We start from the raw sequence: 19,245 nt of genomic DNA, 5'->3' as shown, positions 1-19,245 counted from the left end.
CGAAAATGACTATAATCCTGATTGTCATCACCGTAGCTGTTTCATACGCTGCCTTCAAATCGCCTAAACTGATGGATCAGTTGCAGTTTAATGCCAGTAAAATTGTCCACAAGAAAGAATATCACCGACTGATAACTCATGCCTTTATTCATGCAAACTGGGAACATTTGTTCGTAAACATGATTGTGCTGTTCTCGTTTGGTCGAGCTATTGAAGCCTATTTCAAATATAATTTTGGAAATAATGCCATTCTGGATTATGCTCTTCTTTACTTTGGAGGCATTCTGGTGTCAAACATTTACGCGTTGATAAAACACCGCAACAACTACTTTTACAACTCAGTTGGAGCTTCCGGAGCAGTGTCAGCCATACTTTTCGCGGCGATTTTCTTCGATCCCTGGAACTTGATCTATTTCTTTGGAATTCTTCCGATACCGGGAATTGTGTTTGCCGGACTTTATCTGGTTTATTCATACCAGATGAGTGTAAAACAAAAAGACAATGTGGCACATGATGCACACTTTCTGGGCGCTTTGTTTGGGTTTATTTTTCCTATACTACTTAATCCAATGCTATTCGAAAGTTTTCTTGATAAACTTTTCAGGTTAATACAATGAACAAAGCAATCTTTCTGGATCGGGACGGTGTACTGATCGACAACAGCGAGCATTATTACATTTGGGAAACTGAACAATTGACGCTAATTGATGGAGTTGTCGAGAATTTACAACTGCTTGCACGAGAAGGATTTTTGCTATTTATTGTCAGTAATCAGGGAGGTATTTCACGAGGACTATACACGAAAGATAACATTCTAAAACTTCACGATGAGCTGATTCAGACCTTCAAGGCAAACCACATCGAAATTACAGAAATTGCATTTTGCCCTCATCATCCTGAAGTTGAAAAATGTTTTTGCCGGAAACCGGATTCGCTAATGATTGAAAAACTTATGGCCAAATATAGAATCAGCAAGCCTGATTCATACTTTATTGGCGACAGCCTGTCGGATATGGATGCCGCCGAAAAAGCCGGAATCCAGGGAATTCAAATCGCAGCGAACCAGAATATGTTTCCATACCTCTCATTCCTGAACCAATGAGCAAAGGCAAATACATTTTAGTTGACGGAACGTTTGTGTCCACGGAAGAATATCAGATTTCGCTGGTTGAATCAGACGCAATCCATTTCACGGAAAAAATCAGGGCAATCCGGACCACTTTCCCATTTTTCAAAGAAACACTTGACTCGATCCGATTCAAGCTTTTCCTTTACAACCAATCATTCCCGGAGTTCACTGAAAATGATGGTTCTGCTTTGAGGCGACAACTGGAGCGAACACTTACAAAAAACAAGCACTACCTAGGTGCCATTCTTACACTAACGCTCAGATTTTCAGGACAAAAAATTCAATTCACGATACAATCAGAAAAAACAGATCAGGTTGGCTATGAGTTGAATGAAAAAGGCTTATATACTGAAATTTTCGAACCAATAAAGAAATCAATTTCAACACTTTCGCACCTGTCTTTAGGTTCAGAAATTTTTTGGGACATTGCAAAAAGTCACCAGAAGGAATCAACTACCGATGAGCTTTTGCTGGTCAACACATCTGATCAGATTATTGAAACTTATGAGTCGAACATGTACCTGATTAAAGGTAAAACGGCCAAAGGTGCTGGAAGTGAACAAGGCGCTTATCAGGATATTACAAAACCACTCATGCTCGATGTTTTCAAGAAACTAAAGCTTGATTATGCCGAAAATGAAGGGATCACAAAATCGGATCTCTACGAGGCTGACGAATTATTAATTGTAAACTCGATAAAAGGAATACGTTGGGTGATTGGCTTCGAAAATAAACGGTATTTCAATCATACAATCCGAAGAATAACAGACTTATTCAATCAGCTCATTTTCAGTTAAGCGAAGGATTCTCAGGAAAGTTTTCCCACATGGTATATTTACCGCCCATAGCACGTACTGATTTAGCCCACATCTCATTTTCATCAATACTCATCAGATCGGCCTCTGAAGTTTCGGCAACGAGCCATGAATTCTCATTAATTTCCTCTTCAAGCTGCCCTGCCTCCCAACCGGAATAACCCAAGAAGAAACGAACCTGTGAATGATCAACAAGACCGAGCTTAATATGGGTTTTGAGCGTATCGAAATCTCCTCCCCAATAAAGATTATCTTTAATATGGATGCTTTCAGGAATTAAATTACCAAGAGTATGGATAAAATAAATAGAATCGGTACCAACAGGACCTCCAATGTGAACTTCTGAATCAAAATCAGGGAAATCAACAAAAAGATCCTCCACTGGGAAATCAACCTTCTTGTTCAGGATAAAACCTACTGCACCATCTTTATTACAAGTTGCCAAAATTATGATCGACCGGTTAAAATAGCTTCCGGACAAAAAAGGTTCGGCAATCAAAATATTTCCTTGCTTCGGAGGAACGTGATTGGACTCAATCCTGAATATGTTTGTATTTATTTTCATTCGAAAATAATGTTGTCTCGATTAATAAATCAGAACATTCTCATGAAACTCGCATCCAAAAAATCAAGGCTTTGGTGATTATTGTGATTCGTAATATTCAGCCCTGTAGATTATTTTAGAAGCATACTTGTTTCAATAGTCAAACTTGATTGAAGAAATATAGTAAAACTCCCGATTTAATCAAAAAAAACAGATGAATTTCAGACAAAATCAATCAACAGTCTAAATATAAACAAATTACAAGAATCAAGAAAGCAAATAGCCGCAAATAAATTGGTGGTTAACTGACAAAAAGAAGATAATATAAAGACTTAACCGTCTTAATTTTTTAATTTTCCTCAACAATGACGTAGATTTCTTCATTAGCCTTTTTCATAAAAAACTGTTCGCGCGCAAACTTTTCAAGGTTCTCATCATTGGTTTGCAATTCAATTAGTTTACGCTTATCAGCCTCAATTTTATGCTTATAAAAGCTAACCTGCTCCTGAAGCATGGCAAGTTCCTGAAGATTTTTTTGGTGTTGCCTTAAATTGTTGTCATCAAAAAATATAACCCAAACAACGAAAGCAGCTAATACAATCGTGTATTTGTTAATGATCGATTTTACAATTTTTGATACTAATTCTTTGGCATCCATTGGAATGATTTTAAACAAAAATAGGATTTTCCGGCACAAAAAAAAAGGAGATGAAAAAATTCATCTCCTTTTCCTCTAAAATTTAATTTATTCCTTATCCGGGGCAAAATTTGGATAAGTATAACTCTTTGGCGATACAAAATTTTCTTTAATCGTCCGGATAGATGTCCATCGAAGGAAATTAAATATCGAACCGGCTTTATCGTTCGTGCCTGAACCTCTGGCTCCGCCAAACGGCTGCTGTCCAACAGTTGCACCTGTAGGTTTATCGTTGATGTAAAAATTACCGGCAGCATTCTCAAGCCGTTTCGTAATCCGCTCAATATTGTATCGATCCTGAGAAAAGATTGCACCAGTCAATGCATAAATAGAAGTTTTGTCCAGAATTTTGAGCGTCAGATCCAAATCTTCGTCTTCGTAAACAAATATGGTCAATACTGGTCCAAACAATTCCTCAACCATGGTAATGTAATCGGGTTTCTTTGCCAGAATTACTGTTGGTTCAATAAAATAACCAACCGATTTGTCACATTTACCACCAAACAGCACTTCAGCATCGGCATCTTTTTTTGCCTGTTCAATAAAACCAGCCAATTTATCGAATGACGATTCATCGATTACTGCATTTATAAAATTGGTAAAATCTTCAGGAGGTCCCATTTTAACGGTCGCCAACTCGTTACCAAAGCGCGTGCAAACATCGTCCCAAATGCTACGAGGAATATAGGCTCTTGAAGCAGCAGAACACTTTTGTCCCTGATATTCGAACGCCCCACGCAACATAGCAATTGCTACGGCCTGAGGATCAGCAGTTGGATCAGCAAATATGAAATCTTTTCCGCCAGTTTCGCCTACAATTCTTGGATATGATTTATATTTCTGAATATTTTCGCCGATTGTTTTCCACATTCCCTGAAATACTCCTGTTGAACCTGTAAAATGGATCCCACCAAAATCAGGCGATTGGAAAATGACATCGGCAGCGGTTGGCCCACCAACATAAACCAGGTTTATAACACCGTCAGGTAAACCAGCTTCCATCAAAACTTCCATGATTACTGCGGCAGAATAAACAGCAGTTTTCGAAGGTTTCCAAACCACAACATTTCCCATCATAGCCGGTGCTGCTGGAAGGTTTCCTGCAATTGAAGTAAAGTTAAACGGTGTAAGTGCAAAGATGAAGCCTTCAAGCGACCTGAATTCATTGTAATTCCAGGTAGTAGGTGCAGATTCGGGCTGCATCTTGTAAATATCTGTCATACAGCGAACCCCATATCTAAAAAAATCAGCCATCTCACATGCAGCATCAATTTCTGCCTGAAAAGCATTCTTCGACTGCCCCAGCATGGTTGCTGCATTAATTTTAGCGCGATATGGTCCGGCAAACAGATCAGCTGCTTTCAGAAAGATCGCAGCACGGTGATGCCACGACATACTATTCCATTTATCTCGTGCCAACATGGCTGTATCAATTGCCATTTGAACATGTGATGCATCTCCCTGATAATAATAACCAAGAGTATGCTTGTGATCATGAGGAGGTGAAATGCGCACCCTGTGGTCAGTAGTAACTTCTTTACCCCCGATAATCATTGGGAGTTCAAGCTCAACTGATCTCAAATCATTGAGCATTTTCTTTAATTCGATTCTTTCCGGCGACCCAGGCATGTAGCTTTTAATGGGTTCATTTTTAATGTCCGGAATATTAAAAAATCCTTTTGACATGGTATAAAGTGTTATATTGACATTTTACAAATTCTTGTTGGCAAATCTAAACTATCTGAACAGTTTAAATACTAATAAAAATCACCTTTCCTTTTTTGCATAAATTTCACTAAACAAAATTGGAATCTAAATTTTGCTATATTTATTGCCTCGTAAAAGTTGAATGATTTTGTAATTTCATGTTAAAAGCCATAACTAAATCAATTACCAGTCAATATAACGTTGAAGCCAAAAATGACATTCTAAAAATCATTGGCATTCATGTGTTTATCGCACTTGGGTTATTGACCGGGTTGACAATGTTTACGCTCGACTTGATTGGCTATTCGGCTAACGAATGCCTGGCTGGAGATGTTTCAATAATCATTCTCTTTGGAGTTGCATTTTATGGACTTCGCTACATTAGCGTAAACTGGGCTATAAACATCTTCCTTTTGATTCCAATTTTACCTTATTTTTTCTTTATTTCTAACTCATTTGCAATTATACCGACTCACTTATCGGTACTAAATACCTTGTGGACTTTAATTCCATTTTTCCTGTTTTTTCTTATTTTCAGTGATAAGAAAAGAGACTTGCTCATATTTTATGCAATCTCATTCATAACTCTACTATTTCATACCTATCAGGCAGGACTAATCGATTTATTATTTCACTTTCAATGGCAATCGAATGCATTGTATACCAATCCGTTTATAACTCTTTCCATTTATTTTCTGATTTCACTTTTACTTTCATGGAGGTTTCAAAATACGATTGACTTATTAATTGAACAAAAAGAAAATACAGAGCAACTAATCAATCAAACCATTAGAAACCTTCCGCAGGGAATGATGCATCTCGAAATAGTGAAAGATGAATTCGGAACTCCTTCTCATCTGGAAGTTCGCAGAACGAATCTGGCATTTGAACGGCTTTTTAAAATAACATCGCGCGAATTAAAAGACAATCCGGCAGATGATGTGCTTCCTAAAATATTTAGAGGCTCATTCGACTGGAATAAGGAATACCTTCACTCCAAAAAAAATCATTTTTCATTTTATCTTGAGCGTCTAGACAAGTATTTTGAAGTTAACACCTTTAGAATTTCCAATAATCAAATCATAAGCTTATTCATTGATGTAACATCAAGAGAAAACCGGGTAAACGAGCTTGAAGAAAACAAATTACGTTATCAGGTACTTTTGGAGGCAATTCCCGACTTGTTCTTTATCATTGATAAAGAGGGAGTTTATGTAGATTTCGTATTCAAAGCATCCGAAGCTCTTAAAATTAAACCTGATGACATTATCGGGAATTCAATTTTTGAGGTTGGCTTTTCCGAAAAAATGTCAAGCAAAATATTCCATTGTATTCAGCACTGTATTGAATTTGACAGTATAGAAACTATTGAATATGCCCTGGAAGTAGAAGGTTCGTCAGCTATGTTTGAAATGCGAATTGCCCGATTGAATGATCATTCGGTTGTTTCGTTGGCTCGCGATATAACTACACGGAAAATGGCTGAGCTAAAAATGGAAGAGGCTAAAAACAAAGCTGAAGATGCCGACCGTTTAAAAACAGCATTCCTTGCCAACATTTCACACGAAATCCGGACACCGATGAACGCCATTATCGGATTTTCAAAAATGTTAGGTTCTCCTGAGTTTGACGACGATGAAAAAAGCAAATTCATTGAAATAATTCTTACCAACGGTAGATTGTTATTGTCGCTAATTAACGACATGATCAGTCTTTCAAAGATTGAAAGCAATACGCTCGTTGTAAAAAAATCGTTGTGTAGAGTAAACGATATGATGGTTTCGCTTTATAAGGAATTTACCTACGATCTGGAAGATAAAAAAAATATCAGGATAAAATTGAACTGCGAAAATCCAAGTCCGAAATTTGCAGTAACAACCGATTCAATTTTGCTTCAGTCCATTCTTCAGAAACTAATCGATAACGGAATTAAATTTACTGAAGAAGGCGAAGTTGAATTTGGATACCGAACTCTGGGAATAAATCATTTGGAATTTTTCGTGAAAGATACCGGCATTGGGATATCAGATAAAGACCAGAACCGGATTTTTGAACGCTTTCACCAGCTCGATAACCGCACCATCCGCGCCTATGAAGGAACTGGACTTGGACTGTCGATTGCACAACACTATGTACGATTACTTGGTGGCGAGTTAATCGTTAATTCGAAGTTAGGGGTTGGTTCAACATTCTCGTTTACGATACCATACATCAGGGAAGAGAGCCCCCTAAAAATAGTCCGATAAACATAAGTTTATTTTACGCTTGAATTCAGCGTTACAAATCCTACCAAACGGTCATAGCGACTCGACTGATCGCGATAATAAGCAAAAATCTCATATTCATTTTCAGTGATAAAGAATGTTCCCTCTAAATTAACAGAATCAGCTTTTTTAGCGCCTTCAGGAACATAAACATACTGATAGTTGTAATAACCCTGTTTTAAAAGTAGAGTTAATTCATATCCTGCAGCTTCATAATTCCATTTCATTTCGTTTGATTTGTTGGCATTCCATCCGGTAAGAGCGCCAAACACATTTACCGATCCACCAACCAACTGGCTTGGCATTGCCAAATAGAAATGTACAAACATATAATCGCACTCGGTATCGGTATCGGTGACACGATCCTGGCTTTGAATCACAAAGTTCCCATTCATTTCTTTATAAGGCAAAAACTTGGAGTTATTCCGGATTTCGTCAGGAAGAAGCGTAACATGAAAATAGGGTTGAATGAATTTTACACTTTCGACATTTTCACCATTACGTCGTTTGGTTCGTATATCGAAATAACGAAATTCGTTTCCCCCAGGAAATACGTTCTCCTTGTCATAATCATAATCCAAAACATTGTCACGAATATAATTCGGTTTCAGATTTAATATTGCATTGTCCCATCGGCGGTTTTGCATCAAAACAACTTTAATATCTTCACGTGGATTCAGAAGTTTGAGCTGTTGGTTTACCACCTTAAAATCGACTTCCTGATTCTCTCCGTTGTACACATCGAAAGTTGCTTTTTTCACTAACCCTTCAATCCTGACTTTTGGCTCAACAATATAAAATCGTTGTGTTAGAACCAGATTCTTTCGATTATTATTTTCGAACACAATTAAAGCATAATTTCCGGAGTATTTTGGGTTACAATCTTCGTTAGGAATACTTAATTGGTAGTTAACAAATTTAATTGTCGTATTAAAGCTCATGGCATAATCAGTGATCTGATTATCAGGAAATCCAGACAAATATTCGTTCTGCTGAATGTAAGACTCGTTCCAATTGGCATCACAATGAATAACAGTGTACGAATAGTTCTTTACGTCTTCCGCCAAATCGTCAAATTTGAACAATAGTTTAACATCGCTTCCAAGTTCAATCACAGGATTCGAAAGTTCGCTCCCTTCACGATACATTTGCACGGACTTTATTTCTTCCCGAAAAACAGCATTCTGATAATAAAACTCATCAACCTTTTCTAAGGCTCTGGAATTTAGCACCAAAACCAAATTCAGGATAGAGAATAACAACAATCGCATAAAGTTCATCTTCGTTTATAATTATGTTCTTACTCAAAAATCAATCGGTTATTCCTGAAAAGGCCAAAAATTATACCATTAGAATAAACGGTTTCAACTATTTAAATATTTCAATTTATATAAGTTTATGAAACAAAGATTGTGAAAAGATTTTAATTTATTTATTTTTAAAACCTAAACTATACGAGGGAAAACAATGTCAAAGGTTATCAATTTAAAGCGTGGATTAAACATTCGTTTGAAAGGGGATGCCGAAAAAGTTTTGGGGACTCATGTCGCAGCAGTCAAGGTTGCTATTAAGCCAACTGACTTCCCCGGACTCATGCCAAAAATACTGGTAAAGGCCGGACAGCTCGTAAAAGCTGGCGAGCCTTTATTTTTTGACAAATCCAATCCGGAAATTTTATTTACTTCTCCTGTTAGTGGGGAAGCTTTAGCAATCAACAGGGGCGAACGAAGAAAAGTACTCGAAATTGTCGTCAACGCAGATGGGAAAAACGATTGTGTTGAGTTTGTAAAGGCCGATCCGTTGAAGCTTTCGCGAGAGGAAATCAAAGAGCAATTAAAAGCTAGTGGGATGTGGCCCTTTTTGAAACAACGTCCATATGGAACTGTTGCCAGACCGGACAGCTCGCCGCTTCATATTTTCATCTCAGGATTCGATTCAGCTCCACTTGCCCCTGATTACGAATTCATTCTGGAAGGCCAGACATCAGCTTTTCAAACTGGGATTAATGCACTCTCCAAACTAACCGATGGTAAAATTCAAATCGGGATTCGTCCTGATCAAGCGAACGGTTTCTTTTCGGGCATCAAAAACATTGTGATCAACCAGTTCTCCGGGCCGCATCCGGCAGGAAATGTAGGTATTCAAATCCATCATGTTTGTCCGATTAACAAGGGCGATCTGATTTGGACCATTAATCCGCAGGAAGTTCTGTATATCGGTCGGTTGTTTGAAACAGGGAAGGTCGATTTCTCGAAAATCATTGCACTTACGGGTTCCGAAGTTACTGCTCCAAAATACATTAAAGTTGTTCATGGAATTTGCCTTTCGGAAATATTGAAAAAGGCCACCAGGCAGGAAGTTAAAGAACGGTATATTTCGGGCAATGTACTGACTGGCAAAAGAACTGAAACTGATGATTATCTTGGATTTTACGACCAGCAAATAACTGTCATTCCCGAAGGTGATTACTTTGAATTTTTAGGTTGGGCAATGCCTCGATTAAATAAATTCAGTATTTCACGATCGTACTTTTCGTGGTTGACTCCAAAAAAGGTTTACAAAGCCGACACGAACCTGAACGGAGAAGAACGGGCATATGTTGTTACCGGTCAATACGAGAAAGTTCTCCCGATGGATATTCTTCCTGTATTTCTATTGAAAGCCATTATTGCCAACGACATTGACAAAATGGAGCAATTGGGCATTTATGAAGTTATTGAAGAAGACCTTGCGTTATGCGAATATGTTTGCACTTCAAAAATCGAAGTTCAGCGGATTTTGCGTGATGGAATAAGCGTAATGATTAAAGAACTGGGTAATTAACAAGAAATTTAAGTTATACTATATCAATGAAATCACTCAGAAACTACATAGATAAAAAGAAACCGCTTTTCAGTCCCGGCGGTAAGTTTGCCAAACTCGGATCGACTTTTGGTGCAATCGAAACGTTCTTGTTCACACCCAATCACACTTCCCAAACGGGAGTCCACATTCACGATGCAATTGATCTAAAACGTACAATGACCGTAGTGATTCTGGCATTGGTTCCGGCGATGTTGTTCGGAAGCTGGAATATCGGCTACCAAAATGGACTTGCATTTGGTATTGAAAGAGGTATAATCGATAATTTCATCTTTGGATTCCTGAAATTAATTCCACTTCTGGTAGTTTCCTATGGAGTTGGACTGGGAATAGAATTTATTGCGGCTCAAATCCGTGGCCACGAGGTAAACGAAGGATATTTGGTAACAGGTATTCTGATTCCGTTGATCATGCCGGTAAACATTCCACTCTGGATGCTTGCCCTTGCAGTGGCTTTTGCAGTAATTTTTGGTAAAGAAATATTTGGAGGTACCGGCTATAACATCATGAATGTTGCCTTGCTTGCCCGTGCGTTTCTCTTCTTTGCCTATCCCTCACAAATGTCAGGCGATTCAGTATGGATTTATGATCTTCCAAACAAAGTACCTATTGATGGCTTTTCAGGAGCTACCCCACTTGCCCAAATCGGACAGGGAGCAGCGTCTAAAATGGCCTCCTTCCACGATATGTTTATGGGATTCATTCCCGGTTCGATTGGCGAAACTTCAACAATTGCCGTACTTATTGGTGCTGCAATCCTAATTTTCACCGGTATCGGAAGTTGGAAAATTATGCTTTCGGTTGTACTCGGAACACTTAGTATGGGATTTCTATGCAACTTGCTGCCATTAAATGCTTACATGGAACTTCCGGCTTACTATCACTTAGTTATGGGTGGCTTTGCTTTTGGTGCAGTTTTTATGGCTACCGATCCGGTTACTGCATCGCATACCGAAAAAGGGAAATGGATTTACGGTTTTTTGATCGGGGTGTTAGTCGTCCTGATTCGAATATTCAATCCGGCTTATCCTGAAGGAATGATGCTTGCCATTCTGCTGATGAATGTTTGGTCTCCGCTGATCGATTATTTCGTTGTTGAAGGGCATATTAAACGCCGGTTAAAAAGAGCCAAAGTGAAAGCAAACGCATAAAAAGGAAAAACATGAAGAACTTTAGTAATACTTATATTTTTATCTTTTCCACTGTAATGGTTGTTCTTGTAGCGTTGCTTCTCTCAATGGCAGCAATGCAATTGAAACCGTTTCAGGATAAAAACATTGAAGTGGAGAAGAAACAGAACATTCTGGCTTCCCTGCGAATCGAATCGACAACAAAAAATGCGGTTGATCTTTATGCCAAATACATTACCGACAGTTATGTGATCAACAATAAAGGAGAAAAGCAGGATGGAGTCGTGGCTTTTGATGTTGACTTGAAAACCGAGCTTGAAAAAGCTGCATCACAAAGATTGCTTCCGGTTTTCGTTGGCACGCTCGATGATCAATCCAAGGCCTATTCATTGCCGGTAAGAGGTAAAGGACTTTGGGGTCCGATTTGGGGTTACGTTTCTGTAAAACCAGACATGAACACGATATATGGCGTAACCTACGACCACCAGGGTGAAACTCCTGGTCTTGGCGCTGAAATCGCAACCAAAGGATTTCAGGAGCCATTCATGGGAAAAACACTTTTTAAAGATTCAACTGATTTTGTATCCATTCAGGTAGAAAAAGGCGGAGCTAAAAAAGATGATCCGCATGCTGTGGATGCTATTTCCGGAGGAACCATTACCTCGAAAGGACTACAGGCCATGCTTGATTCGTGCCTGGTTCAGTATAAAACATATTTCATTAAAAACCGTCAATAAAATCCGATAGCAATGAGCATATTCTCTTCAAAAAATTTCAAACTGCTGTCTAACCCGCTGAATTTACAGAATCCGATTACTGTACAGATTCTGGGTATTTGTTCGGCATTGGCAGTAACGGTTAAATTAAAACCGGCAATTGTTATGGGACTATCGGTAATGGTAGTTACGGCTATCTCCAATCTGGTGATTTCAGCCATGCGTAATTATATTCCTCCACGAATCCGCATCATCGTTCAGCTGGTTGTTGTAGCCACGATGGTTATTCTGGTCGATCAGTTACTTCGGGCATTTGTTTACGACGTTAGCAAACAACTTTCGGTTTATGTCGGGTTGATCATTACGAATTGTATTATTATGGGTCGTCTGGAAGCATTTGCGATGGGCAACAAACCTTGGCCATCGTTTGTCGACGGGATTGGCAATGGTCTTGGATATGCCATGATTTTAATTGCAATTGGCTTTATCAGGGAGCTTTTTGGTTCGGGTGCCGTTCTTGGATTCAACGTTATACCCAAGTCATTTTATGACACAGGATACATTAACAATGGGATGATGATTATGCCTACCGCAGCGCTCATCCTTGTTGGAGTTATCATCTGGATACAGCGCAGTTTTAATAAAGAACTGATTGAAAAAGATTAATCCCTACTAAACCAATCGATTATGCAAAGCATTATAAATATATTTATTCGGGCGATATTTATCGACAATATGATCTTCGCCCTGTTTTTGGGGATGTGCTCCTATCTGGCCGTCTCAAAAACTGTAAAAACTTCTTTAGGACTTGGTATCGCAGTAATTTTTGTACAAGTTATTACTGTTCCCGTAAACTACTTACTTTTGAAATATGTAATGAAACCCGGGGCATTGGTATGGCTTGGCGAAAGTTTTAAAGATGTTGATTTATCATTCCTGAGTTTCATGGTTTTCATCGCAACCATTGCGGCAATGACTCAGTTGGTTGAAATGCTCATTGAAAAATTCACTCCTGCACTTTATAATTCCCTCGGTATTTTCCTTCCGCTTATTGCTGTAAACTGTGCTATTTTGGGTGGTTCCCTATTTATGGAACAACGGGAATATAAAAACATCGGCGAAGTTTTGTCTTGGGGATTGGGATCCGGCATAGGCTGGGCTCTTGCCATTGTATCGCTGGCAGCAATACGCGAAAAACTAAAATACAATAAAATACCTGCACCGCTCAGAGGTATTGGTATTACATTTATTGTTACCGGTTTAATGGGGCTTGCGTTCATGAGTTTCATGGGGATTAAAATTTAATGCTAATAAAAATCAAATCCAATGATATTAGGTTCAGTCATTTTTGTAGTAATTTCCAGCATTATAGCCTTTTTGGTCATTGTCCTGGTATTGGTTTCAGCTTTGTTGTTTGCCCGCGCCAAATTAACTGCCGTTGGTCAGGTAAAGATTAGCATCAACAATGAAAAAGAGGTAACTGTAAATCCGGGAAGCTCGCTTCTTTCAACCTTATCCGAAAGCGGAATCTTTCTGCCTTCCGCATGTGGTGGTGGTGGCACCTGTGCTCAATGCCGTTGCCAGGTTATTGATGGTGGTGGCTCTATACTTGCTACCGAAACCGATCATTTCACCCGTAAAGAACAACAAGACCATTGGCGACTTGGCTGCCAGGTAAAAGTTCGCGAAAACATGAAGATTCAGGTTCCGGAACACGTTCTCGGTGTAAAAAAATGGGAATGCGAAGTGGTGTCGAACAACAACGTGGCAACTTACATCAAAGAGTTCGTCGTTAGACTTCCTGAAGGTGAAAACCTGAATTTTAAATCAGGCGGATACATTCAGATTGATGTGCCAAAGATTGATGTTGAGTTTAAAGATATGGTCATTGGAGAAGAATACCGTCCCGAATGGGAAAAATTTGGGATGTTTAACCTCCAGATGAAGAATCCTGAACCTACGTTCCGCGCCTATTCAATGGCCAATCATCCGGCTGAAGGAAACATAGTAATGCTCAACATCCGCATTGCTACCCCACCGTTCGACCGCGTAAATGGTGGATTCCAGAAAATAAACCCGGGAATTTGTTCATCATTTATTTTCTCACGTAAACCCGGCGATAAAGTAACCGTTTCAGGTCCATATGGCGAATTCTTCCTGAAAAACAATGACAACGAAATGATGTTTATTGGCGGCGGCGCCGGAATGGCTCCAATGCGATCTCATCTTTTCCACCTGTTTCATACTGTAAAAGAAACTAAAAAGAAAGTCACTTTCTGGTATGGCGCACGCTCATGGAGAGAAGTTTTCTACTACGAAGAGTTTACGCACATTCAAAACAATTTCCCAAATTTTTCATTCCATCTTGCATTATCTGATCCACAACCTGAGGATAACTGGACTGGAAATAAAGGCTTTATACATCAGGTCATTTACGATCAATACTTAAGTAAACACGAAGAACCGGAAGAAATTGACTATTACCTCTGCGGTCCTCCGATGATGAACAGTGCCGTCAATAAAATGCTTTACGACTTGGGCGTGCCCAATGAAAACGTCCTGTTTGACGACTTTGGCGGTTAAGTCCAATCTTTTGTTTCCAGAGAAAAGACGTCATACCTTGGTATCGCGTCTTTTTTTATGCCGTTTACAAACGCAAGCCTTCATTTTCTACTACTTTTACACCATGATTTATCACCGCAAATTCATACATCCAAAATCCAAAACATGGGTCGTGTTCGTACATGGCGCTGGAGGAAGCAATGTAGTATGGTTTAGGCAGTTGAAAGAATTCAAGAAGCATTTCAATGTACTGTTGGTTGACCTGCGCGGACATGGTAAATCGAAACCAACCATTCAGGAAGAAAACGCTGGATATTCGTTTGATGAAGTTGCATTGGATGTGATTCATCTGATGGATCATTACGAAATTCAAAAAGCTCATTTGGTTGGTATTTCATTAGGATGTATTGTAATCCGGGCTATCGACAAACTGGCTCCCGGAAGAGCCGAATCAATTGTGCTTGGAGGAGCAATCATCCAATTCAATAAAACACTCAAAGTACTCATCGGAATGGCAAAGATCCTGAATTCGGTATTGCCTTACATGTGGTTGTATAAACTAAATGCGTTAATACTGATGCCCTATCGCAAACATCGCGAATCGCGAAATATTTTCGTAAAAGAAGCGATTAAACTGGGAGAAAAGGAATTTGCAAAATGGATGAAAATGACCAGGGAAATTAAATCGAACCTGAATGAATTCATACGCAGAGAACCATCGGCTCCGGTTTTATACCTGATGGGCGATGGCGACCATATGTTTCTGCCAATGGTGGCAGATCTGGTAAAAAAACAATTAAACGCCAAACTTGAAATCATCAAGAATAGTGGCCATTGCTGTAATCTCGATCAGGCAACCATTTTTAATGAAATTTCTATTCATTTCATTAAACGAAATTCAGGAGTACAATAGACTCTTCAATTGAAATAAGCTAAGCTGGAATTGTAAAATAAAAGATTGAGCCTTTCCCAACTTCTGATTCGACCCAAATTCTTCCCCCAAACATTTCGACCAATTGTTTCGAAAGAAATAAGCCAATTCCTGTTCCTCGGTACATATGCTGTCTTTGATTGTCTATCTTCATAAACCGGTCGAAGATAATCTGTTGATGTTCCGGATCAATTCCAATTCCGGAGTCTTTTACTGAGAAAATAAAAAAATCATTCTCCTGAATACAGTTAACTTCAATTTCACCTTCATCAGTGAATTTTACCGCATTGGCAAGTAAATTCCGAAGGATTTGCTCCAGCCGAATCTGATCGACTGTAACCATCAACTGCGACATTCTGATTCCACATACCACCTGCACATTTTTAGTATTGGGAATGGCTAACTGAAATGTCTGAACAATATTCATGATCAAAGGAACAACATCAACATTCTTTAAATTTACAGTTAGTTGATCCGATTCGATTTTTGAAACATCGATAATATCTTCAATCAGACTGAGTAAATAATCACTGTTGGTGATGACTTGTTCCTTGAACATCTGTTTATCCGACTCAGATATTTCAGTGTCCGCTATCAATGAAGAAAATCCGACAATGGCATTTAATGGAGTACGTATCTCGTGCGACATATTAGCCAGAAAAGCAGATTTAAGCCGATCAGACATTTTTGCCCGCTCATATTCATGAATGTAATTCTTTTTTATGGCTGAAAGGAAAGAATAGATAACCAGGAAACTGAAACCCAATCCGATATAATTATCAGCTTTTTTTGCTGTTAAATTTTCATAATTACCAATAATATCCGGATAATTTACTTCAAACAGGTAGAGCACTAAAATATTGAACCCCAGGATTACAGTGATCAGCAAAAAATATCGTTTATCAAATACAAGCAACAAGAACGAATAATAGACCACAAAGGTCGACATGATAGGCCCATTTGAACCATAATTTACAAACCATATCGTATCAATAAAAGCTAAAATGATAATACTTGTAGTTAGAAAAACAGCGTTGCCTCGACTTACCAACCGACTAAACAAATAGAGACAAAATAAGACTAAAGCGCCAGTTCCTGAGGCAATCGTAATAGATAATTTAAGATCGAGAATGAAGTTAAAACCGGTACTCACAGCTAATATCAAAGCAAGAGATAGCGTTGAAAGCAACAACAGCTTTTCCTCAAAACGATGAACTGAATCTCCAAAAATCAGGTTTTGAAAACGATTCTTATATACGATCCACCTTTTCATTTCATCATGAACTCTTTATATCAGACTCATCCAACAAAAGTTGCTTAAACCGTAGTTCCTTTCTGACTTTGGCCTGCTCTATTTTATCAAAAGTCTGAGCGCAGGTCACGCCATTTTCTTTCATGTATTTATTGCTGCCAATATGCGTATCCGGAAACGTTCCACCTTTTTTAAACAAGGTCTGAAGTGCAAGTCCAACGAGAACCAGAGCCATTATCACAACTGACAGTAATATTATTTTTAAGATTGCCATAATTCATTTATTAGATTTAATGAATACCAAAGTTACATTAACTATACGAAAAAGGTATAAATTCAATAAAAATGAATACAATTCTAATTCATTTTAGTTCAAGCAATTTAAATAATAACAAACCAATAACCCAACAAAAATAAAATTGACGAAACAATAGATAATATGTAATTTCAGAGCATCTAAAAATCTACGTAAACTTACCATTATGGAAAAACACATTAACATTGTTGCCGCCCTTCAAATCGGATTAAGTATTTTTAATTTACTGATTGCTTTTTTGATTTTCACTGTTCTTAAATTGGTTGGCGGGTTTGTTGATGACGCCAATGGAGCAACAATTCTTTCGCTAATTGCTGATGTTTTAGCCATCGTGTTTATAATTATATCGGTACCAGGCATTTTAGCCGGAATGGGTCTTTACAAAAGAAAAGAATGGGCACGCGTTTTAAGCCTTATTCTTTCTGTCATTGAAATATTTAGCTTCCCGTTTGGAACCGCCATCGGAATATATTCCATTTGGGTTTTAATTCAACCTGAAACGATAGCTGAGTTTAACAATACTCCCATAAATTAACCAGGAACGCATAATCTCATCCTTAATTCACGGACTATGCCAGTAAAATCGATCTTTCTGGTCATTGCGGGTCGTGTTCAAGGCGTCGGATATCGCTATTTTGCACAACACAAAGCAGTAGAACTCAACCTCTCCGGATGGGTTAAAAACACTCCTGATGGAAAAGTTGAGATTGAAGCAACCGGAGAACCCGAAAATCTCAATGTCTTTGTCGGCTGGATGAAAATAGGACCAGCACGGGCCATCATTAAAACATTCGCGGTTTCAGAAATTACCCCAACACGAACATTCACTAACTTTACAATTCGCTAAATAACCAATGGAAAATATCAAAAACTTTCACATGTCTCCTGAAGAGTTCAGGAATCAGGGAAAACAAATGATTGACTGGATTGCCGATTATTACGAAAACATCGAACAATATCCGGTTTTGTCTCAGGTAAAACCAGGAGAGATTAAAAATCAGCTTCCGGATTCTGCACCTCTTGAAAGTGAATCCATGACGCAGATTATGGAAGATGTTAATTCGATCATTATGCCTGGAATTACCCATTGGCAGTCGCCAAACTTTTATGCCTTTTTCCCGTCCAATTCATCCGGGCCATCCATCCTGGGCGATTTGCTCTCTTCTGGGCTTGGTGTTCAGGGAATGATTTGGGCAACCAGCCCGGCTTGCACCGAACTCGAAACACGGGTTTTGGATTGGCTTTCAGAGATGCTTCAACTTCCTGAAAAGTTTAAATCGTCTTCGGATGGAGGCGCTGTTATTCAGGACACAGCATCGAGCGCCGCACTTAGCGCCATATTGGCGGCACGCGAGAAAAAAACCAATTATGAAACCAATGATTCCGGAAGTTTGGGAAACTTGGTTGCCTATGTTTCGATGCACACACATTCGTCAGTTGAAAAAGCAATCAAAATTGCAGGCATCGGAAAGAATAACTTGCGCCTGATTGGCGTTGATGAAAATCTGGCAATGCGACCAGATCTGCTTGAAACAGCAATTAAAAATGACTTGCAAAACGGATTAATCCCCTTCTTCGTCTGTGCTACTGTTGGAACAACATCAACAAATGCAATGGATCCGTTACCCGAAATTGGTCAGATTTGCCAGCAATACGAGCTTTGGATGCACATTGACGCAGCCATGTCGGGTACCGCAGCCATTTGTCCCGAATATAGGTATCTCCTGAATGGCGTTGAATATGCCGACAGCTTCTCATTCAACCCACATAAATGGATGTTTACGAACTTCGACTGCAACTGCTTCTTCGTCGCCGACCGATCAGTACTAATCAAAACACTTTCTATACTTCCGGAATACTTAAAAAATCAGGCTACTGAAAGTGGTGCCGTATTCGACTACCGCGACTGGCATATCCAGCTAGGGCGAAGGTTTCGCTCATTGAAACTATGGTTCGTCATCAGGCATTATGGAGTAAATGGGTTGCGTTACCACATTCGACAGCACATAAATTTAGCACAGCAATTTGCCGAATGGGTTCGATCTTCCGATGAATTCGACTTAGTTACTCCGGCACCATTAAACCTGGTTTGTTTTGCTCACAAAAGCGGGAACGACTTCAACCGAAAACTGCTCGAAACGATCAACAATAAGGGGAAAATGTATTTTACCCATACTGTCATCAACAATCAGTACGTACTTCGGATGTGCATCGGACAAACCAATACCAAGGAAGAACATGTTGACCTGGCCTGGAAAATTATTCAGGAAACAGCAAAAGAATTAAGCTACCAGAAATTATAAACTGTTCACATCAAAAA

The 19,245-nt window shown here is 38.9% G+C and carries 20 protein-coding genes; 14 read left to right on the top strand and 6 right to left on the bottom strand.

Annotated features, from left to right (window positions below; translation table 11 throughout):
* The first annotated feature begins 5 nt into the window (after positions 1 to 5).
* The 3 genes from AQPE_RS15325 to AQPE_RS15315 are packed head-to-tail and all read left to right on the top strand — an operon-like array spanning position 6 to position 1,926.
* Positions 6 to 617 (top strand): rhomboid family intramembrane serine protease, encoded by a 612-nt coding sequence (locus tag AQPE_RS15325; RefSeq protein WP_318347377.1) that lies wholly within the window; start codon positions 6 to 8, stop codon positions 615 to 617.
* Positions 614 to 1,102 carry a D-glycero-alpha-D-manno-heptose-1,7-bisphosphate 7-phosphatase gene (locus AQPE_RS15320; RefSeq protein WP_318347376.1) on the top strand — a complete coding sequence of 163 codons (489 nt, stop codon included), beginning with the start codon at positions 614 to 616 and terminating at the stop codon, positions 1,100 to 1,102. The genes AQPE_RS15325 and AQPE_RS15320 overlap by 4 nt, the downstream gene beginning before the upstream one ends.
* Positions 1,099 to 1,926, top strand: coding sequence for an aminotransferase class IV (locus AQPE_RS15315; RefSeq protein WP_318347375.1), 828 nt, complete (start codon positions 1,099 to 1,101; stop codon positions 1,924 to 1,926). The genes AQPE_RS15320 and AQPE_RS15315 overlap by 4 nt, the downstream gene beginning before the upstream one ends.
* Here AQPE_RS15315 and AQPE_RS15310 read toward each other — a convergent pair.
* The 3 genes from AQPE_RS15310 to pruA all read right to left on the bottom strand — a co-directional run bounded on the left by AQPE_RS15310 (position 1,919) and on the right by pruA (position 4,871).
* On the bottom strand, positions 1,919 to 2,509 hold the full coding sequence (locus AQPE_RS15310; RefSeq protein WP_318347374.1) for a YqgE/AlgH family protein: 591 nt from the start codon (positions 2,507 to 2,509) through the stop codon (positions 1,919 to 1,921). The two genes, AQPE_RS15315 and AQPE_RS15310, sit on opposite strands and share 8 nt — an antisense overlap.
* A gap of 328 nt (positions 2,510 to 2,837) precedes the next feature.
* Complete coding sequence (locus AQPE_RS15305; protein ID WP_318347373.1) at positions 2,838 to 3,146, bottom strand: FtsB family cell division protein; 309 nt, start codon at positions 3,144 to 3,146, stop codon at positions 2,838 to 2,840.
* Positions 3,147 to 3,233: 87 nt separating this feature from the next.
* Positions 3,234 to 4,871 (bottom strand): L-glutamate gamma-semialdehyde dehydrogenase, encoded by a 1,638-nt coding sequence (pruA, locus tag AQPE_RS15300; protein WP_318347372.1) that lies wholly within the window; start codon positions 4,869 to 4,871, stop codon positions 3,234 to 3,236.
* 179 nt (positions 4,872 to 5,050) lie between these two features.
* On the opposite strand from pruA, the gene AQPE_RS15295 reads away from it, so the two are divergent.
* On the top strand, positions 5,051 to 7,138 hold the full coding sequence (locus tag AQPE_RS15295) for a sensor histidine kinase (RefSeq protein ID WP_318347371.1): 2,088 nt from the start codon (positions 5,051 to 5,053) through the stop codon (positions 7,136 to 7,138).
* An 8-nt stretch (positions 7,139 to 7,146) separates the two neighbouring features.
* Here the strand turns inward: AQPE_RS15295 and AQPE_RS15290 are convergent, their stop codons facing one another.
* On the bottom strand, positions 7,147 to 8,436 hold the full coding sequence (locus AQPE_RS15290; RefSeq protein WP_318347370.1) for a type IX secretion system plug protein: 1,290 nt from the start codon (positions 8,434 to 8,436) through the stop codon (positions 7,147 to 7,149).
* 187 nt (positions 8,437 to 8,623) lie between these two features.
* Between AQPE_RS15290 and AQPE_RS15285 the strand changes: the two genes are divergently transcribed.
* Genes AQPE_RS15285 through AQPE_RS15255 form a run of 7 tightly spaced genes read left to right on the top strand, consistent with a single transcriptional unit; the run spans position 8,624 to position 15,339 of the window.
* Positions 8,624 to 9,979 (top strand): Na(+)-translocating NADH-quinone reductase subunit A, encoded by a 1,356-nt coding sequence (locus AQPE_RS15285; protein WP_318347369.1) that lies wholly within the window; start codon positions 8,624 to 8,626, stop codon positions 9,977 to 9,979.
* 26 nt (positions 9,980 to 10,005) lie between these two features.
* Positions 10,006 to 11,169 (top strand): NADH:ubiquinone reductase (Na(+)-transporting) subunit B, encoded by a 1,164-nt coding sequence (locus tag AQPE_RS15280; protein ID WP_318347368.1) that lies wholly within the window; start codon positions 10,006 to 10,008, stop codon positions 11,167 to 11,169.
* 11 nt (positions 11,170 to 11,180) lie between these two features.
* Positions 11,181 to 11,885, top strand: a complete 705-nt coding sequence (nqrC, locus tag AQPE_RS15275; protein ID WP_318347367.1) for an NADH:ubiquinone reductase (Na(+)-transporting) subunit C — start codon at positions 11,181 to 11,183, stop codon at positions 11,883 to 11,885.
* A 12-nt stretch (positions 11,886 to 11,897) separates the two neighbouring features.
* Entirely contained in the window at positions 11,898 to 12,530 is a 633-nt protein-coding gene (locus tag AQPE_RS15270) for an NADH:ubiquinone reductase (Na(+)-transporting) subunit D (protein ID WP_318347366.1), read from the top strand.
* A 21-nt stretch (positions 12,531 to 12,551) separates the two neighbouring features.
* Positions 12,552 to 13,169 carry an NADH:ubiquinone reductase (Na(+)-transporting) subunit E gene (gene nqrE, locus AQPE_RS15265; RefSeq protein ID WP_318347365.1) on the top strand — a complete coding sequence of 206 codons (618 nt, stop codon included), beginning with the start codon at positions 12,552 to 12,554 and terminating at the stop codon, positions 13,167 to 13,169.
* Between the two features lie 21 nt (positions 13,170 to 13,190).
* Entirely contained in the window at positions 13,191 to 14,447 is a 1,257-nt protein-coding gene (gene nqrF / locus AQPE_RS15260; RefSeq protein ID WP_318347364.1) for an NADH:ubiquinone reductase (Na(+)-transporting) subunit F, read from the top strand.
* Entirely contained in the window at positions 14,413 to 15,339 is a 927-nt protein-coding gene (locus AQPE_RS15255; RefSeq protein WP_318347363.1) for an alpha/beta fold hydrolase, read from the top strand. Before nqrF ends, AQPE_RS15255 begins: the two co-directional genes overlap by 35 nt.
* Positions 15,340 to 15,358: 19 nt before the next feature.
* On the opposite strand, the gene AQPE_RS15250 is transcribed toward AQPE_RS15255, so the two are convergent.
* Both AQPE_RS15250 and AQPE_RS15245 read right to left on the bottom strand, forming a co-directional pair.
* Positions 15,359 to 16,630 carry a sensor histidine kinase gene (locus AQPE_RS15250; protein WP_318347362.1) on the bottom strand — a complete coding sequence of 424 codons (1,272 nt, stop codon included), beginning with the start codon at positions 16,628 to 16,630 and terminating at the stop codon, positions 15,359 to 15,361.
* Positions 16,631 to 16,634: 4 nt separating this feature from the next.
* Positions 16,635 to 16,883, bottom strand: coding sequence for a hypothetical protein (locus AQPE_RS15245; protein ID WP_318347361.1), 249 nt, complete (start codon positions 16,881 to 16,883; stop codon positions 16,635 to 16,637).
* Positions 16,884 to 17,091: 208 nt separating this feature from the next.
* Between AQPE_RS15245 and AQPE_RS15240 the strand changes: the two genes are divergently transcribed.
* Genes AQPE_RS15240 through AQPE_RS15230 form a run of 3 tightly spaced genes read left to right on the top strand, consistent with a single transcriptional unit; the run spans position 17,092 to position 19,228 of the window.
* Positions 17,092 to 17,460, top strand: a complete 369-nt coding sequence (locus AQPE_RS15240; protein WP_318347360.1) for a hypothetical protein — start codon at positions 17,092 to 17,094, stop codon at positions 17,458 to 17,460.
* A 36-nt stretch (positions 17,461 to 17,496) separates the two neighbouring features.
* The gene (locus AQPE_RS15235) at positions 17,497 to 17,772 is read left to right on the top strand and encodes an acylphosphatase (protein ID WP_318347359.1); all 276 of its coding nucleotides are present in this window, start codon (positions 17,497 to 17,499) and stop codon (positions 17,770 to 17,772) included.
* A 7-nt stretch (positions 17,773 to 17,779) separates the two neighbouring features.
* Entirely contained in the window at positions 17,780 to 19,228 is a 1,449-nt protein-coding gene (locus AQPE_RS15230) for a pyridoxal-dependent decarboxylase (RefSeq protein WP_318347358.1), read from the top strand.
* The last annotated feature ends 17 nt before the right edge of the window (positions 19,229 to 19,245 follow it).

The organism is Aquipluma nitroreducens (genome assembly GCF_009689585.1).
Taxonomy (GTDB): Bacteria; Bacteroidota; Bacteroidia; order Bacteroidales; family Prolixibacteraceae; genus Aquipluma; species Aquipluma nitroreducens.
This window is presented reverse-complemented; position numbering and strand designations above follow the sequence as displayed.

Bases quoted from the DNA above. Each gene is read 5' to 3' on its own strand.
- nqrC (WP_318347367.1), top strand. From the start codon at position 11,181: ATGAAGAACTTTAGTAATACTTATATTTTTATCTTTTCCACTGTAATG.
- AQPE_RS15325 (WP_318347377.1), top strand. From the start codon at position 6: ATGACTATAATCCTGATTGTCATCACCGTAGCTGTTTCATACGCTGCC.
- AQPE_RS15235 (WP_318347359.1), top strand. From the start codon at position 17,497: ATGCCAGTAAAATCGATCTTTCTGGTCATTGCGGGTCGTGTTCAAGGC.
- pruA (WP_318347372.1), bottom strand. From the start codon at position 4,871: ATGTCAAAAGGATTTTTTAATATTCCGGACATTAAAAATGAACCCATT.
- AQPE_RS15245 (WP_318347361.1), bottom strand. From the start codon at position 16,883: ATGGCAATCTTAAAAATAATATTACTGTCAGTTGTGATAATGGCTCTG.
- AQPE_RS15255 (WP_318347363.1), top strand. From the start codon at position 14,413: ATGAAAACGTCCTGTTTGACGACTTTGGCGGTTAAGTCCAATCTTTTG.
- AQPE_RS15305 (WP_318347373.1), bottom strand. From the start codon at position 3,146: ATGGATGCCAAAGAATTAGTATCAAAAATTGTAAAATCGATCATTAAC.
- AQPE_RS15240 (WP_318347360.1), top strand. From the start codon at position 17,092: ATGGAAAAACACATTAACATTGTTGCCGCCCTTCAAATCGGATTAAGT.
- AQPE_RS15280 (WP_318347368.1), top strand. From the start codon at position 10,006: ATGAAATCACTCAGAAACTACATAGATAAAAAGAAACCGCTTTTCAGT.
- AQPE_RS15285 (WP_318347369.1), top strand. From the start codon at position 8,624: ATGTCAAAGGTTATCAATTTAAAGCGTGGATTAAACATTCGTTTGAAA.
- nqrF (WP_318347364.1), top strand. From the start codon at position 13,191: ATGATATTAGGTTCAGTCATTTTTGTAGTAATTTCCAGCATTATAGCC.
- AQPE_RS15250 (WP_318347362.1), bottom strand. From the start codon at position 16,630: ATGAAAAGGTGGATCGTATATAAGAATCGTTTTCAAAACCTGATTTTT.
- AQPE_RS15270 (WP_318347366.1), top strand. From the start codon at position 11,898: ATGAGCATATTCTCTTCAAAAAATTTCAAACTGCTGTCTAACCCGCTG.
- AQPE_RS15315 (WP_318347375.1), top strand. From the start codon at position 1,099: ATGAGCAAAGGCAAATACATTTTAGTTGACGGAACGTTTGTGTCCACG.
- AQPE_RS15230 (WP_318347358.1), top strand. From the start codon at position 17,780: ATGGAAAATATCAAAAACTTTCACATGTCTCCTGAAGAGTTCAGGAAT.
- AQPE_RS15310 (WP_318347374.1), bottom strand. From the start codon at position 2,509: ATGAAAATAAATACAAACATATTCAGGATTGAGTCCAATCACGTTCCT.
- AQPE_RS15320 (WP_318347376.1), top strand. From the start codon at position 614: ATGAACAAAGCAATCTTTCTGGATCGGGACGGTGTACTGATCGACAAC.
- AQPE_RS15295 (WP_318347371.1), top strand. From the start codon at position 5,051: ATGTTAAAAGCCATAACTAAATCAATTACCAGTCAATATAACGTTGAA.
- nqrE (WP_318347365.1), top strand. From the start codon at position 12,552: ATGCAAAGCATTATAAATATATTTATTCGGGCGATATTTATCGACAAT.
- AQPE_RS15290 (WP_318347370.1), bottom strand. From the start codon at position 8,436: ATGAACTTTATGCGATTGTTGTTATTCTCTATCCTGAATTTGGTTTTG.